Genomic DNA, 15,398 nt, shown 5'->3' on the forward strand with positions numbered 1-15,398 from the left:
GCGGCTCACCGGCCGGCCGGCACCTCGAAGTCGGTGGCGGCGGCATCGCCGGTGGCGGGGTCCCACGCCAGCACGCCGTCGTCGGCGGACACCGAGTAGAGGACCGAGCCGTCGGGCGACCAGGCGACCGCGCCGGGGTCGTCGGTGTGGCCCTCGAGCCGCATCGGGCGGCGGGCGTCCGGGTCCCACACCGTCACGGTGGTCTCGTCGAGCGAGGTGAGGGCGAGCGTCGTCCCCGTGGGGGCGTACGCCGCCTCGTGGAGGCGGGTGCCCCGGAGCTCGGCCACGAGCTGCCAGGTCTCGGCGTCCCACACCGACGGCTGTCCATCGGCCCCCGGTCCGAGGAGCAGGGCGCCGTCGGCGCTCCAGGCCACGGTGCCGCCGTCACCGGACGGGAGCTCCTGCGACTCGCCCGTCGCGAGGTCGTGGACCTCCACCGGGCCGTTGCCCGCCGTGGCGATCCGGTCGCCCTCGGGAGAGAAGGAGATCCGGTGGACCTCCCCGAGGGTGTCGTACGACGCCTCCTCCGCACCGTCGACCGACCACACGACCAGCCGACCCGAGCCGTCGTCGTCGAGCCCGGCCGCGGCGACGAGCTCGCCGTCGGGGCTGTAGGCCACCGCCGTCACGGGCGACCCGTCGGTCACGTCGTCGTCCGCGAGACCCGCGAGCTCGGTGACCGTGTCGCCCGACGCGAGGTCCTCGAGCACGACGTCGGCGTCGTCGACGGTGGCCACGGTCGACCAGTCCGGTGCGACCGCGACCGAGCCCCGGTCGGGCACGAGCTCGAGCGACCCGCTCGCGGCGTCCCAGCGGCAGATGCCGTTCCAGCAGTCGGCGAGCACCTCGGCCCCGTCGGGGCTCACCGACAGGTCGTCGGTCGCGACGAGCTCGAAGGGTGCGTTCCCGCCCGTGCTCCCACCCGCGCTCTCCGAGCCGGTCCCGGCGCTGCCACCGGTGGCGGGTGCGTCCGACCCGTCGTCCGAGCAGCCCGCGACCGCGAGCGCGAGCGCCGTCGCTGCCGCGGCGACGACGCGCCGGTCAGGCACGGACCGCGGCACCGGGGACCCGGGTGGCGTCGAAGTGGAGCGTGCGACCGTCCTCGCACTCGATGCGGTCGATCCACCGCGTCGCGTCGGCCAGCAGGCCCTGGGACACCGGTCGCGTGCCGAGGCTGTCCACGAGGTCGTACTCGTCGCTGATGCGCAGCACCGACCACGGGCGTTCGGCCGTGCCGTCGCCGGTGGCGAGGATGCCGTCGAGCGCGGCGCGAGACAGGCGGGCGTGCCGAGCGGCGGCCTCGGCGCGGCCGAGGCGTCTCAGCGCGGTGGCGAGCATCGCGTGGGCGGCCGGGCTGAGCAGCGACCCGGGCATGGTCGCCTCCAGGGCGGCCACGGCGTCGTCGAAGCGTCCCTCGCGGAGCAGGGCGCCTGCCCGCTCGCGCACCCGCAGGTCGGGGTCGAAGCCGGGCGCGGCGCGTACGGCGTCGCGCAGCGGCTCGAGCGTCTCGGGGGTCGGGTCGGCCAGGTGGGCGCCGAGCAGGTCGGCGTAGGTCGTCGTGGGTGTCATCGCTGTCCCTCCTCGAGGAGCCGCTCGAGCTCTTCCTCGGTCATGGCCTCGAGCTCCTCCTTGCCGATCCGACGTGCGTCGACCTCGACCGGTTGCTCGAAGTACTCCTCATAGGTGTCACCGTCGCCCGTCGACTTGTAGTCGTCGAAGTTCTCGTCCCACTCCTCGGCCTGCTCCTCGGTGATCCCGTCCTCCTCGTGCATGTCGAACGGGTCGTCCTGCCAGGGCCAGTGCCACGCGTCCTGGTCGTCGATGGCCTCGAACTGGCGGGCGTGGCGCATCTCGTGGGCGACGGTGTTGAGGATGAACGGGTCGTCGAGGATGCCCTCGTTGAGGGCGATCTCCGACCCACCGCCGCGGGCCTGGCCCCACAGGTCCCACGTCTCGGGCTCCCACGTGATGGTCGGGGTGGGGATGCCCGCCTCGGCGGCCTGCTCCTCGATCATCTCCTCGATCACCGCGCGACGCTCGGCGTCGGTCATCGTGGCCCACTCCTCTGCGACCTCGGGGCTGGCGACGCCGTAGTCGTCGACGGAGTCCACGTGTCCGGGTGGTACGCCGCCCGCGATCGTCGCGTCGGCGGCGGCCGCCCGGCCGAGGATGGTGGACACGTCGTCCGCGAGCGCCTGGGCGGTCTGCTGGCGGATGCGGGACCACTCGTCGGCCTCGTAGCGGTTCTCGAAGGTGGGTGGATCGCTGACGTCGCTCACCGTGCCGTCGGAGCTGATCGAGAAGTCCTTGGCGCGGGCCTCGCCCTCGACCTCGGTGACGAGGCGCTCGACCTCGGCGACGATCGTCTCGGCGTCGTAGAGGGCGCGCTGCATCTGGCGCTTGCCGTCGATGTGCCGCCCGAGCTGCTTGACGAGCAGGGTGCGACGGGCGACCGCGAAGGTCACGGCCAGCCCGGTCCACGACTCGGGCACGCCCTGCGTCTCGAGGAGGTCGCGGGCACCCTCCAGCGCGTCGAGGTCCTTCTTGAGGCTGTCGCCGGCGGTGCCGAGCGGCTCGGACTCCCAGCGCTTCGCGTCGCCGTAGGTGACGGTCATCCCCCACCGCCCAGCAGGCCCCCGAAGAGACCACCGGCCGCCTCGTCGACGGCGCGGTAGTCCTCACCGGCCGCGGCGAGGTCGGTGCCGAAGTCGCGGGTCGCCGACACCCACGCGGCGACCTCGTCGTCCCAGCTGCTGCCGAGCTCGCGGAGGTGGTCGAGGGACGCGGCCCCCGGGATGCCCCCGGCGGCCCAGGCGAGCGCTTCCGCGGACCCGTGCCCCCTGGCATCGGCTGCGGCGGTCTGCGCGGCGTTGGCCGCCTCCTCCATCGCGGCGTGCTGCACCTGCAGCTGAGACATCCCCGTCCCCCGTCTCGTCGGTGGTCCTGACCACCGTCTACCCGGGTCGGGCTACGCGGAAACCACCGCGATGTCAGGCGTCGACCTTCTCCGCTCCCCGGCGCCAGCGGATGCCGGCCTCCATGAAGTCGTCGAGGTCGCCGTCGAAGACCGCGCTGGGGTTGCCGGACTCGTGGCCGGTCCGCAGGTCCTTCACGATCTGGTACGGGTTGAGCACGTAGTTGCGCATCTGGTCGCCCCAGCTGGCGGCGACGTCGCCCTTGAGGTCCTTCTTGAGCGCGGCTTCCTCCTCCTTCTTCTTGGCCAGCAGCTTGGCCTTGAGGACCACCATCGCGGACGCCTTGTTCTGCAGCTGCGACTTCTCGTTCTGGCACGACACGACGATCCCGGTGGGGATGTGGGTCAGGCGGACCGCGGAGTCGGTGGTGTTGACCGACTGGCCGCCGGGGCCGCCGGAGCGGAAGACGTCGGTGCGGATGTCGTTCTCGTCGACCTCGATCTCGTCGGTCTGCTCGAGGACGGGCACGACCTCGACGGCGGCGAAGGAGGTCTGGCGGCGGCCCTGGTTGTCGAAGGGGCTGATCCGCACGAGGCGGTGGGTGCCGGCCTCGACCGACAGCGTGCCGTAGGCGTAGGGCGCGTGGATGGCGAACTCGGCGGACTTGATGCCCGCCTCCTCGGCGTAGGACACGTCGTAGACCTCGACGCCGTACTTGTGCTGCTCGGCCCAGCGGGTGTACATCCGCATGAGCATCTCGGCGAAGTCGGCGGCGTCGACGCCACCGGCGCCGGAGCGGATCGTCACGATCGCCTCGCGCTCGTCGTACTCACCCGACAGCAGGGTGCGGATCTCGAGCGACTCGACCGACTTCTTGATGCGGGCGAGCTCGGCCTCGGAGTCGGCGAGCGTGTCGGCGTCGCCCTCCTCCTGGGCCATCTCCACCATGAGGGCGAGGTCGTCGATGCGGGTCTCGAGGCCGGTGAAGCGGTCCATCTCGCCCTGCAGGGCCGAGAGCCGGCCGGTGATGCGCGTCGCGCTCTCGACGTCGTCCCAGAGGTCGGGTGCGGCGACCTGCTCGCCGAGGTCGGCGATCTCGCCGCGCATCCGCTCCAGGTTCAGCACCTGGCCGACGGTCTTCATGGTCGCCTGGAGCTGCTTGATCTCTTGGTCGAAGTCGATGCCTGCCACAAGGAGCAACAGTACGGCTCGCGCGGGAAACGTGTCGAAAGCAGCAGGCGTACAACGGCAGCGGCGAGCACGCCCGGCCTGTGATTCCGGTCGTGCCCGCCGCTGCGGATCGGTGCGCGTCAGCGCGTGCAGAGCACCTCCGGCGTCGCGACGGCGGCGACGGCGGCGGGCGTGGCGGTGGTGGACAGGTCGATCTTGAGGCGGAAGACGTCGGAGACGTCGAGGACCTCGTCGGCGACGACCGTGCCGATGGCCAGCGAGTGGGTCGCCAGAACCTTGTCACCGGACGAGATCGTCACGGCGCCGCTCGAGCCGGTTGCGGAGCTGTCGGTGAGCGCGTATGTCGCACGCAGGTCGGTGCACTTGTCGCGGCCAAGGGTGTACTCCACCGAGGACGGCGTCCCGGCGGTCGTGGTCGCGAGGCTCTGGCCGTAGTACTCGGCGCCGATGAGGACGCCCGCGGGCTCGACGTTCACGCGGGGGCCGCTGGGCCGGAAGACCAGCTTCTCCCACTTGTAGACCTCGACGGGGAGGGCCTTGCTGTAGCCCTTCTTGATGCCCCGCGAGCCCGGCTTGAGGACGCGGTACTCGCGCGGACCCTGCGTCGTGGGCTTGTCCTTGAGCACGTAGGTGCCGTTGCGCTTGACCTTGGCGTTGTCCGTGGACTTCCACGTCTTCTTGTTGCCCACGCGCTGCTGCAGGACGACCTTCTCGCCGGCGGCCTTGGGCGTGACACGCCCCTTGACCTTGACGGTGTCCTCCTTGGCGACGGCGACGTCGATGTTGGCCTTGGCGGACACCTTGTAGGTCCGGGCCTTGGCAGGCGCGGCCTGCGTCGGGGTGGTGAGTGCCAGCGAGCCGGCGGCGAGGGCCACGGTGGCGGCGATTGCGGTGATGCGGTTCATGGTTCTGTCCCCGTCGTGTGGGCCCGGGTGCGGGCCGTTCACGAGGGAGACGCGAGCCCCCAGCAGAAAGTTGTCGGCGGATCCCCGAGGATCCGCCGACGTGCTCCCTGACGCCTCACGGCAGGCAGAGCACCTCGGGCTCGGCGACGGCGGACGAGCCGGCCGGGGTCGCCGATCCGCTCAGGTCGAAGCGCATCCGGAAGGCACCGGTCAGGTCGACCTCGTGGTCGCGGATGACCGTGCCGGTGGCCAGTGCGTGCGTCACCTTCGCGGCGCCGTCCACCGAGATCGTGACGAAGCCGGACGCCCCAGTGGCCGAGCTGTCGGTCAACGCGTACGTCGCGCGCAGGAGGCGGCACTGCCGGCCGAGCGTGTACTCCACGTAGCCGGGTGTGCCGGGCGTCTGAAGCACCAAATTGCTGCCGAAGTACTCGGCGCCGATGTAGGTGCCGGTTCCGATTGTGACCCCGGAGTTCGCACCGTACGCGCGCCAGCTCAGGGGCTGCCATCCCCACACGTCGAGCTGGAGCTCGCGGCTGGTGCCGCCCTTGATGCCGTCAGCGGTGGGCTTGAGGACGCGGTAGAACCGGACACCGGGCCGGCTGGGCTCGTCCTCCAGCACGAACCTGCCGGACGACTTGATCTTCGCCGTGCCGGACTTGCGCCAGCGGTTCGACCCCTCGGGACGCTGCTGGAGGAAGACCTTCTGGCCTGCGGTTCTGGGCTTCACCTTGCCGGTGATCCGGACGGTGTCCTCGCCGGCGACCACCTCGGACTTGTTGATGCTGGCCATGACCTTGTAGGTCTGGGCGGCCGAGCGGACCCCCGGGTCCGCAGCCGGTGTGGCCGAGGCGATCGGCGTCGGTGACACCAGCGCCAGGGCGGCAGCCGCGACGCAAGCGACGCGGGCGGTGCGATTCATGACGAGCTCCCTTCTGGTGCGCGTCATGGCGGGTCCACGACGCGCGCGGGTTGGCATCTCCAGCCTCGTGCAGACGCCGTCGTCCGTCATGAGGCGTAGGGCCCGAGAGCGCGGGACCCTCGCCGGTGGTCACCGGCCGTCGGCGCGCACTCAGCGCAGCAGCGCGCCGGCGTGCGCCGGGACGGTGATCGTGCCGTCGTCGAGGTCGACGCCCGCGGGCGTCGCGAAGAGGACCTCGCTCGCGTCGACCGGCACCGACACCTCGGTCACGCCGGCGTTGACCAGGACGACGAGGTCGTCGCGGCGCATCGTGAACAGCCGGCCCTCCACGGAGCACGAGACCGAGCCGAAGGCCGGGTCGGTGAGCTGCGGCAGCTCGCGGCGCAGCCGGCCGAGGCGCCGGTAGCAGTCGAGCACCACCGCGTGGCGCCCCCTGTCGAGCTCGGCCCAGTCGAGCTTCGAGCGGCGGAACGTCTCGGGGTCCTGCGGGTCGAGGACCTCGGCCGGGTCCCAGCCCATCTTCTCGAACTCGTCGATCCGGCCGTCGGCGGTCGCCTTGCCGAGCTCGGGCTCGGGGTGGGAGGTGAAGAACGCGAACGGCGTCGACGCCGCCCACTCCTCCCCCATGAACAGCATCGGGGTGAACGGCCCGGCCAGCGTCAGCAGGGCGGCGCAGGCCAGCTGGTCGTCGTCGAGGTGCTCGGCGAGCCGGTCGCCGCGGGCGCGGTTGCCGACCTGGTCGTGGTTCTGGTTGGCGACCACGAGCCGCCACGTGGGCATGTGCTCGGTGTCGACGGGTGCGCCGTGGTCGCGCTCGCGGAACGACGAGAACGTGCCGTCGTGGAAGAAGCCCCTCTCGCACACCTTGGCCAGCGCCTCGAGCGGCTCGAAGTCGGCGTAGTAGCCGGTGGTCTCGCCGCTCAGTGCGACGTGCACGGCGTGGTGGAAGTCGTCGCTCCACTGCGCGTCGAGGCCGTGGCCGCCGGCCTCCCGCGGGGTGACGAGACGCGTGTCGTTGAGGTCGGACTCGGCGATGAGCGTCAGCGGGCGGCGTACGTGCGCGGACAAGGCGGCCGTCTCGATCGCCATCTCCTCCAGCAGGTGCACCTCGGAGGTGTCGCTGAGGGCGTGCACGGCGTCGAGGCGCAGCCCGTCGACGTGGAAGTCCTCGAACCACATGCGCACGTTGTCGAGGATGTAGCGGCGCACCTCGGCAGAGTCGTCGCCATCGAGGTTGACCAGGTCGCCCCAGGTGTTGCGGCCGGCCTTGAGGTAGGGGCCGAACAGCGGGAGGTAGTTGCCCGACGGGCCGAGGTGGTTGTGCACGACGTCCTGCACGACTCCGAGGCCTCGGGCGTGGCAGGCGTCGACGAAGCGCTTGTAGGCGTCGGGGCCGCCGTACTGCTCGTGGACCGCGAACCAGGCGACGCCGTCGTAGCCCCAGTTGTGGGTGCCGTTGAAGGCGTTGACCGGCATCACCTCGACGAGGTCCACGCCGAGGTCGACGAGGTGGTCGAGGCGCTCGATGGCGGAGTCGAGCGTGCCGGTGGGCGTGAAGGTGCCGACGTGCAGCTCGTAGATCACCGAGCCCGCGAGCTGTCGGCCGGTCCAGGCCGCGTCGCCCCACTCGTACGTCGTCGTGTCGCGGCGCGACAACCCGTGCACGCCGTCCGGCTGACGCCGCGAGCGCGGGTCGGGACGCGGCTCGGGGTCGTCGTCGAGGAGGTAGCCGTAGTCCACCGGACCGCCCGTCGGCACCGGTCCGGCGGGCGTCCACCAGCCGTCGGTGTCGCCGGTCATGTCCACGACGTCACGCCCGGCGCCGACCTGCAACCGCACGCGCTGCGGCCGCGGCGCCCAGACGTCAAAGGGTCCATGAGAGCCCCGAGAGATGGTCATGTCAGTCCTTCCGCACCAGCAGGGCGACGGGGTGGACGGCGAGCAGCTCGGCGAGGCGGCCGTCGGTGTCGAGGCCGGTGAGCACGTCGTGCCACCGGCCCTCGGGCAGGTCGAGCGCGGTGTCGCCCCAGCCGTCGGCCGCGAGACCGACCGGGAGCCGGGTCGCGACGGTGATCGCGCCGCCGCGGTCGAAGGCGACCACGTGGTCGGCGGCGGACCCGGTGGCGGTGACCGGGGTGTAACCGGTGAACAGCTCCGGCCGCTCGCGGCGCAGGGTCAGGGCGGTGCAGGTGACGTGCAGCTTGGTCGCCGCGTCGTCATCGGCAGTGCCGGCGAGGACGGCGGCCCGGTGGTCGAAGTCCACCGGGCGGCGGTTGTCGGGGTCGACGAGGGAGGTCTCCCACAGCTCGCTGCCCTGGTAGACGTCGGGCACGCCCGGCATGGTGATCGCGAGGAGCTTGGCCGCGAGCGAGTTGGCCTGGGCGGGCGCGTCGATGCGCGTGGCAAGGTCGAGCAACACCGAGCGGACGTCGTGGGAGTCGAAGACCGCGTCGACCGCGGCGTGCACGGACGTCTCGTAGGCCTCGTCGGGCTCGGTCCACGTCGTGCGGTCGCCGGCCTCGCGCATCGCCTTCTCGGCATAGCCGTGGAGCCGGTCGCGAAGGTCGGGAAGGTGGTCGGGCGTCCAGGCGCCGAGCACGGCCTGCCACAGCAGCGAGCCGAAGCCCTCGTCGGGCACCGGCGCAAGGCGGAGCAGCTCGTCGAGCGCCCGTTCCCAGTGGCCGGGCTCCTCGGCCAGCACCGTGATGCGGGCGCGGACGTCCTCGCCGCGCTTGGTGTCGTGGGTGGAGAGGGTGACCATCGCGTCGGGCCAGTCGCGCTGTCGCGCGGCCATCGCGTCGTGCCACTCGTCGACGCCGATCGCGAAGATCGACGGGTCGCCGCCGACCTCGTTGAGCGACGTCAGGCGCGACCAGCGGTAGAACGAGCAGTCCTCGACGCCCTTGGCCATCACCATGCCCGAGGTCTGCTGGAAGCGCCGGGCCGGCTGGCTCCACTCGTCGTGCAGCAGCGGCTCGAGGACGTCGTACGTCGCCGCGAGGTCGGGGCGTGCCTCCCGCGCCTTGGCGAAGGCCTGGTCGAGGTGGTCGCGGCCCTCGGGCAGGTAGGAGCGGTAGACCGGGAAGCACGCGAGCAGCTCGCCGATCGCGTCGGCGACGGCGTCCTCGTCGGCGCTCTCGTTCACCTCGGCCTGGCCAGCGTGCAGGACGCGCTCGACCTCGCGGGTGATGCGCCGGACCTCGGAGTGCAGGATGCCGTCGGCGACGGCGCGCTTGTTGTCCTGGACCATCCGCTCCCAGTCCACGGTCGTGCCGCGGAGCCGGTCCTCCAACGCGGTCAGGGGCGCCTCGCCGGCCGGGTCGGTGAGCAGCCGGTCGATGAGGGCGAGCGCGTCGTAGCCGGTGGTGCCGGCAGTGGCCCAGTCGGCGGGCAGGTGCTCGCCGGGCTCGAGGATCTTCTCGACGAGCACGTAGGCACCGCCGGTGAGGGCAGCAAGGTCGTCGAGGTAGCGCTTCGGGTCGCGCAGGCCGTCGGGGTGGTCGACCCGCAGGCCGTCGACGAGGCCCTCGTCGAACCACCGCTTGACCTCGACGTGTGTCTCCGCGAAGACCTCCGGGTCCTCGACACGCACGGCGGCGAGGGTGTTGACGGCGAAGAAGCGGCGGTAGTTGAGGTCCTCGTCGGCCGCGCGCCAGTTCACCAGCTCGTAGTGCTGCTCCTCCAGCGTCGACGTGCCGGGGGCCAGCGGGAAGCGCTGGTCGTGGTAGCGGACCTCCCCCTCCCCCTTGGTGGACCGGACGATGCGGATCGCGCCCTCGTCGTCGTCACCGATGACCGGGATCACGATGCGGCCGTCGCCGGCCGCCCAGTCGACGTCGAAGGCCGACGCGTGCTCCGACTCGCGCCCCAGCTTGAGGACGTCCCACCACCAGGGGTCCTCCGACGGCGTGGCGACGCCGACGTGGTTGGGGACGATGTCGACCAGCACGCCCATCCCGAGGCGCCGCGCCTCGGCCGAGAGGGCGGCCAGGCCCTCCTCGCCGCCCCGCTCGGGGTCGACGTGGTCGAAGGCGACGACGTCGTAGCCGTGCATGCTGCCGGGCTCGGAGGCCAGCAGGGGCGACAAGTAGACCCAGTCCACGCCGAGGTCGTGCAGGTAGGGCAGCACGCCCGCGGCGTCGTGGAGCGTGAAGTCGGGGCTGACCTGCAGGCGATAGGTGCTGCGCGGCGTACGTCGTCCGGGCCGGCCGGCTGGGTGTGCGTCGGTCACGGGACGTCCGTACCCGAGCGGGCCGCCAGTGATGCCGCGACCGAGTGGTCGGGGCTGGCCTCGGGCTCGGAGTGCTCCCGGAGCACGACGAGGCTGTGCGTGTCGAGGTCGAACGTCGCCCCGGCCTCGAGCGTCGGGTCGGCGTCGGGATTGCCGCTGGTGTCGATCACCACGTCCCACGCGGCGGCGTACTCCTCCGTCGGCAGCGTCACCGTCGCCGGGCCGTCGGCGTTGAAGTAGAGCAGGAAGTGGTCGTCGGTGATCGTCGCGCCGCGGGCGTCCTTGCCCGCGATGCCGTGGCCGTTGAGGTACATCCCGATGGCCTTGCCGCCCTCCCAGTCGCCGTCCTCCATCGGCTCGCCGTCGAGGCCGAGCCACACGATGTCGTTGAGGCGCTCCCCGTCGCCGGTGCGCACGGTGTTGCCGGTGAAGAACCGCTTGCGGTGGAACGTCGGGTGGTCGGCGCGCAGCTTGGCCACCGCCGCGGTGAACTCGATGAGCGGCTTGTCGGCGTCGTCCCAGTGCACCCAGCTGATCTCGCTGTCCTGGGCGTAGGTGTTGTTGTTGCCGTCCTGGGTGCGGCTCAGCTCGTCGCCGTGGAGCAGCATCGGCACGCCCTGGCTGAGCAGGAGGGTGGCGATGAAGTTGCGCTGCTCCCGGGCCCGCGCCTGGAGGATCTCGGGGTCGTCGGTCGGGCCCTCGACGCCGTGGTTCCAGGAGCGGTTGTGGCTCTCGCCGTCGTTGTTGTCCTCGCCGTTGGCCTCGTTGTGCTTCTCGTTGTAGGAGACGAGGTCGCGCAGCGTGAAGCCGTCGTGGGCGGTCACGAAGTTGATGCTCGCGAACGGGCGACGACCGGAGTGCTCGTAGAGGTCCGACGAGCCGGACAGCCGCGAGGCGAACTCGCCGAGGGACGGCTCGCCACGCCAGAAGTCGCGCACCGTGTCGCGGTAGGCACCGTTCCACTCGGTCCACTGCGGGGGGAAGCCGCCGACCTGGTAGCCGCCGGGACCGATGTCCCACGGCTCGGCGATCAGCTTGACCTGGCTGACGACCGGGTCCTGCTGCACCATCTCGAAGAAGGTGGACAGCTTGTCGACGTCGTAGAACTCGCGGGCCAGGGTGGCGGCGAGGTCGAAGCGGAAGCCGTCGACGTGCATCTCGGTGACCCAGTAGCGCAGCGAGTCCATGATGAGCTGCACCGAGTGCGGGTGGCGCACGTTGAGGGTGTTGCCGGTGCCGGTGTAGTCCATGTAGTAGCGCTGGTCGTCCTCGACGAGGCGGTAGTAGGCCGCGTTGTCGATGCCCTTGAAGCTCAGCGTCGGGCCGAGGTGGTTGCCCTCGGCGGTGTGGTTGTAGACGACGTCGAGGATGACCTCGATGCCGGCGGCGTGCATCGCCTTGACCATCGCCTTGAACTCCTGGACCTGCTGGCCCTGGTTGCTCGACGCGTAGTCGGCGTGAGGGGCGAGGAAGGCCAGGGTGTTGTAGCCCCAGTAGTTGCGCAGGCCCTGGTCGAGCAGGGTGGAGTCCTGCACGAACTGGTGCACCGGCATCAGCTCGATCGCGGTGACGCCGAGCTTCTTGAGGTGCGCCGTCACGGACGGGTGCGCCAGGCCGGCGTACGTCCCGCGCTGCTCCTCGGGGATGTCGGGGTGCAGCTGGGTGAGGCCCTTGACGTGCGCCTCGTAGATGAAGGACTCGTTGTAGGGGATGGAGAGGCGGCGGTCGCCCTCCCAGTCGAAGAACGGGTTGATGACGACGCCGTGCGTCATGTGCGCCGCGGAGTCGTCGTCGTTGCGGGAGTCCTCGTCGCCGAAGTTGTAGGAGAAGAGCGACTGGTCCCAGTCGATCTCGCCCGCGGTGGCCTTGGCGTAGGGGTCGAGCAGGAGCTTGTTGGGGTTGCAGCGCAGGCCCTGGGTCGGGTCCCACGGGCCGTGGACGCGGTAGCCGTAGCGCTGGCCGGGCTGCACGGTCGGGAGGTAGCAGTGCCAGACGTAGGCGTCGACCTCGGTGACCTCGACCTTGGTCTCGGTGAACGAGCCGGGGTTGTCCGGGTCGGGGTCGAACAGGCACAGCTCGACGCGCTCGGCGACCTCGCTGAAGAGCGCGAAGTTCGTGCCGGTGCCGTCGAAGGTGGCACCCAGGGGGTAGGCGGTGCCGGGCCAGGTCTCGGTCATGCGAAGAAACTACCGGCGAGGGGTGGGTAGTCGTTCTTCCTGACCATCCGGCGGGGTGGGGGTGGTGACGACCGTCACCGGACGGGTCACCTCCCCCGCCGGAGGTCAGCGGCGGACCCTGCGCGACCGCTTGGTCGTGACGGTCAGCGGCTCGTAGCCGGGCGCCGACGCCTTCACCACGACCCGCAGCCGCTTGCCGACCTGCTTCCTCGTGAGCTTGAGGCGCTGGTGGGTGGCTCCCTTGACGGGCTTGCCGGCGGCGAACCAACGGAACTTCAGCCGCTTGGGGTAGGGCGTCCACTCACCGACCGTCACCCGCACGATCCGGCCCACGCGCAGCGTGCCCTTGATGCGGGGCAGGCGCTCGTTGACGACGGCCGGCACCGGTGCGGCAGCCACCGGACCGGTCGGCGCCGACCAGGCGGCCGCCGGGGTCCAGCCCGCGCCGCGGGTGCCGGTGGCCTCCACGCGGATCGTCCTGCCGACGTCGGCCGCGGTGGGGACGTACGTCGTCCCGCGCGGGTCGTCGCCGGGGGACGTGTCGTCGCCGACGACCCAGCGGTAGGTCACGGTCGTGTCGCTCGGCTGCCAGCCGGAGGACACCGTCAGCGTCTGGCCGACCTGGGCGGTGCCGGTGATCGTGGGGGCCGTGACGTTGGTGACGATGCCGCCCATCACGGCGTCGATGCCGGTGAGGTCGCTGCCGCTCGCGACGACGAGCGGGGTGGAGCTGGTGATGTCGGGTCGGTCGTTCCACGCCTCGGTCGCACCCGTCACGAGGTCGCGGAACTGGATGCCGTACGTCGCCGCCCGCACGCCGGGGATCGAGTAGCGACCATCCGCGTCGGTGGAGAACGTGCCGGCGCGGGCCCACGCACGGTCGGCGTACTGCCAGAAGAGCGACACCTCACCGGACGAGACGGGAGTCCCGTTCGGCCTGGTCAGCCGGCCGGAGATCGAGCCGCCGACCTCGAGGGAGGCGTCGATGTCTTCCGTGGTGGCGCCGTCGGCCACGGGCACCCACTGCGCGAACGGTCCGGCGCCGACCGTGGCGGCGATCGAGTCGTCGTAGTACTCCGTCGCCCACTCGCCGTCGGGGTCGCTGAACTGGACCCGGTAGTAGGGGTCGGCCTCGATGCCCTCGACCAGGTAATCGCCGGTCACGGCGTCCGTCACGCCCTCCGCCACGACCACGTCGCCGACGAAGGGGTCGAGGTCGTAGACCCTGACCGTGATGCCGCCCAGCGGCGCCCCGGAGTCGTCGGTCACCGTGCCGGCGATGCTGCCCGGCGCCGCCGCCGAGGCTGTCGGGACGGGTGCGGCGACGCCGAGCGTGAGCGCGGCGCCCGCCACGAGCGCCGTCAGGCGGCCCCGTCGGCTTGATGGTCGGTCATGGCTGGTCGTGCGGGTCCCCGTGGTCATGGCTCGGATGCTAGATCGCTCCCGCGCATGACGGCCACGGTGACGCGCAGATCGTTGGGGACCCGTGACGGACATCGGTGAACACCGGCTCGCCCAGGGCGAGCCGGGACTCCCCACTCAGTCGCCGGGCACCACCGTCACGGCTGCGGTGCTGGTGGCCGCGACCGTCGGGCTGCGTGGCGAGCCCGGGATCGTGAGGGGCAGGTCGAGCGGGGCGCTCAGCCGGACCGTGACGGAGCGGCCGACCGGGTCGACACGTACGCCGACGTCGATGCCGGGGTACGTCGCCCCCGCGTCGGCGCGGGCGAGGTAGTCGCGCACCGCGGCCTCGACCGCGCCCTCCTGCTGGGTGAGACGCTCGCCGTCGAGGCCCTGCGCGTAGATGCCGGTCGAGCCGAGGTCGGCGCCGTAGAGGGCAGCGCCGTCGGCGAGGTTGTCGAGGCCCTGCCGCTGGAGGTAGGCCGCGGACGCGTCGACGACCACGACGATCGCCATGAGCAGGATGCTCGCGAACCCGATGATCAGCAGCGTGACCTGGCCCTGGTCGTCGCGGCGCCTCACCGCCCGCCGTCCTCGTCCGACCCGCCGTCGGCCCCGCTCTCGACGTACTGACCGATCGGCACCGTGTGCGTCGCGTCGAGCGAGAAGCTCGCCGCCTCCCTGCCGAGGATGGCCGGGGCGAACGGCAGGTCCACGCCGGAGTCGACACGGACGGTGATGACCGAGGTGCCGACGTGGCAGTTGCCGGCGGGGGCGTCGCACGTGACCGTGACCTTGGCCCGCTGCCCGGGCGTGCCCTGGTCGGCGAGGACCTGGCGTACGACGGCCTCGGCGCGCGCCGCGCCGGTCGCGTCGTCGGGCGCGAGGGCGTAGGCGCGCCCGGCCGCCCGGGCTGCAGCGCTCGTCGCGAACGCACCCTGCTGCACCTCGAAGACCGAGATCACGATCCAGACGAGCGGGACCAGCAGGATGATCGCGAGCCAGCTGAACTCGACGAGGGCCGAGCCGCGCTCGTCGCGTCGTCGGACCAGAGGCTGTCCGCTCACGGCGGCGCCACCTCCGCGACGGCATGGCCGGACACCCGGACCGGCACGCCCGCTCCGCCGAACCCGAGCAGGCCCACGTCAGCGGTGACGACTGCCTCGTAGCCCGGCGTCCCACCGACGAGGGCCGGGCGCACGCTCACCGACCGGATGAAGTCGGCCGAGAGCGCACCGCTCACCAGCTCCTGCACCTTCGCCTGACCGGCGGGCGCCGACGAGCCGGCGACCGCCGCATGACGTGCGCCCTCGGCTGCGGCTGAGGCGAGGGTGTTGCGCACGTGGAGGACCAGCGCGAGCTGGAGGATGCCGATGACCAGCGGGAGCAGGACGAGCAGCACGAGGACGAAGTCGACGACGGCTGCCCCGCGCTCGCTGCTGCGGGCGCGGCGAGGCATGTCGGCCTAGCCGCCGACCATCGCGAAGGCCCGCGAGAGCAGCGCCCGCAGCTCGTCGCTGACGAACGGCGTGAGCGCGGCGACCACGATGGCGGTCATCAGCGTGACCATCACCCAGCCGGGCACGTCGCCGCGCTCGTCGCGCGGACGTGTCAGCAGCAGGAGGAGTCCCGAGATGGACGGATGCATGGCGTGTC

The 15,398-nt window shown here is 71.8% G+C and carries 15 protein-coding genes; all 15 read right to left on the minus strand.

The genetic code is table 11. The annotated features are described in order from the left end of the window. Nucleotides 1-5: 5 nt before the first annotated feature. The 15 genes from HOO61_RS21365 to HOO61_RS21435 all read right to left on the minus strand — a co-directional run bounded on the left by HOO61_RS21365 (nucleotide 6) and on the right by HOO61_RS21435 (nucleotide 15,390). The gene (locus HOO61_RS21365) at nucleotides 6-1,049 is read right to left on the minus strand and encodes a WD40 repeat domain-containing protein (RefSeq protein WP_172261657.1); all 1,044 of its coding nucleotides are present in this window, start codon (nucleotides 1,047-1,049) and stop codon (nucleotides 6-8) included. Beyond that, nucleotides 1,042-1,569, minus strand: a complete 528-nt coding sequence (locus HOO61_RS21370) for a DUF4919 domain-containing protein (protein WP_172261659.1) — start codon at nucleotides 1,567-1,569, stop codon at nucleotides 1,042-1,044. The genes HOO61_RS21365 and HOO61_RS21370 overlap by 8 nt, the downstream gene beginning before the upstream one ends. Further along, nucleotides 1,566-2,615, minus strand: a complete 1,050-nt coding sequence (locus HOO61_RS21375; protein ID WP_172261661.1) for a hypothetical protein — start codon at nucleotides 2,613-2,615, stop codon at nucleotides 1,566-1,568. The genes HOO61_RS21370 and HOO61_RS21375 overlap by 4 nt, the downstream gene beginning before the upstream one ends. Beyond that, nucleotides 2,612-2,917: a hypothetical protein gene (locus HOO61_RS21380; protein ID WP_172261663.1), complete on the minus strand. Its 306-nt coding sequence runs from the start codon at nucleotides 2,915-2,917 to the stop codon at nucleotides 2,612-2,614. Before HOO61_RS21380 ends, HOO61_RS21375 begins: the two co-directional genes overlap by 4 nt. Nucleotides 2,918-2,990: 73 nt before the next feature. Then, nucleotides 2,991-4,106, minus strand: coding sequence for a peptide chain release factor 2 (prfB, locus tag HOO61_RS21385; protein WP_172261665.1), 1,116 nt, complete (start codon nucleotides 4,104-4,106; stop codon nucleotides 2,991-2,993). A 119-nt stretch (nucleotides 4,107-4,225) separates the two neighbouring features. Further along, the gene (locus HOO61_RS21390; protein WP_172261667.1) at nucleotides 4,226-5,011 is read right to left on the minus strand and encodes a hypothetical protein; all 786 of its coding nucleotides are present in this window, start codon (nucleotides 5,009-5,011) and stop codon (nucleotides 4,226-4,228) included. Between the two features lie 115 nt (nucleotides 5,012-5,126). Further along, nucleotides 5,127-5,933 carry a hypothetical protein gene (locus HOO61_RS21395; RefSeq protein ID WP_172261669.1) on the minus strand — a complete coding sequence of 269 codons (807 nt, stop codon included), beginning with the start codon at nucleotides 5,931-5,933 and terminating at the stop codon, nucleotides 5,127-5,129. A 150-nt stretch (nucleotides 5,934-6,083) separates the two neighbouring features. Next, the gene (treZ, locus tag HOO61_RS21400) at nucleotides 6,084-7,832 is read right to left on the minus strand and encodes a malto-oligosyltrehalose trehalohydrolase (RefSeq protein WP_172261671.1); all 1,749 of its coding nucleotides are present in this window, start codon (nucleotides 7,830-7,832) and stop codon (nucleotides 6,084-6,086) included. Nucleotide 7,833: 1 nt separating this feature from the next. Next, the gene (gene treY / locus HOO61_RS21405; RefSeq protein WP_172261673.1) at nucleotides 7,834-10,164 is read right to left on the minus strand and encodes a malto-oligosyltrehalose synthase; all 2,331 of its coding nucleotides are present in this window, start codon (nucleotides 10,162-10,164) and stop codon (nucleotides 7,834-7,836) included. Then, entirely contained in the window at nucleotides 10,161-12,341 is a 2,181-nt protein-coding gene (gene glgX / locus HOO61_RS21410; RefSeq protein ID WP_172261675.1) for a glycogen debranching protein GlgX, read from the minus strand. Before glgX ends, treY begins: the two co-directional genes overlap by 4 nt. Nucleotides 12,342-12,446: 105 nt before the next feature. Further along, a complete protein-coding gene (locus HOO61_RS21415) occupies nucleotides 12,447-13,763 on the minus strand; it encodes a hypothetical protein (protein ID WP_172261677.1) in 1,317 nt (438 codons plus the stop codon). A 117-nt stretch (nucleotides 13,764-13,880) separates the two neighbouring features. Continuing rightward, nucleotides 13,881-14,324 (minus strand): pilus assembly protein TadG-related protein, encoded by a 444-nt coding sequence (locus tag HOO61_RS21420; RefSeq protein WP_172261679.1) that lies wholly within the window; start codon nucleotides 14,322-14,324, stop codon nucleotides 13,881-13,883. Beyond that, nucleotides 14,321-14,809: a hypothetical protein gene (locus HOO61_RS21425; RefSeq protein WP_172261681.1), complete on the minus strand. Its 489-nt coding sequence runs from the start codon at nucleotides 14,807-14,809 to the stop codon at nucleotides 14,321-14,323. The genes HOO61_RS21420 and HOO61_RS21425 overlap by 4 nt, the downstream gene beginning before the upstream one ends. Next, the gene (locus HOO61_RS21430) at nucleotides 14,806-15,201 is read right to left on the minus strand and encodes a TadE/TadG family type IV pilus assembly protein (protein ID WP_172261683.1); all 396 of its coding nucleotides are present in this window, start codon (nucleotides 15,199-15,201) and stop codon (nucleotides 14,806-14,808) included. The genes HOO61_RS21425 and HOO61_RS21430 overlap by 4 nt, the downstream gene beginning before the upstream one ends. A gap of 6 nt (nucleotides 15,202-15,207) precedes the next feature. Next, the gene (locus tag HOO61_RS21435) at nucleotides 15,208-15,390 is read right to left on the minus strand and encodes a hypothetical protein (RefSeq protein WP_172261685.1); all 183 of its coding nucleotides are present in this window, start codon (nucleotides 15,388-15,390) and stop codon (nucleotides 15,208-15,210) included. Nucleotides 15,391-15,398: the final 8 nt, after the last annotated feature.

This window comes from Nocardioides sp. zg-1230 (genome assembly GCF_013155335.1).
Lineage (GTDB): Bacteria > Actinomycetota > Actinomycetes > Propionibacteriales > Nocardioidaceae > Nocardioides.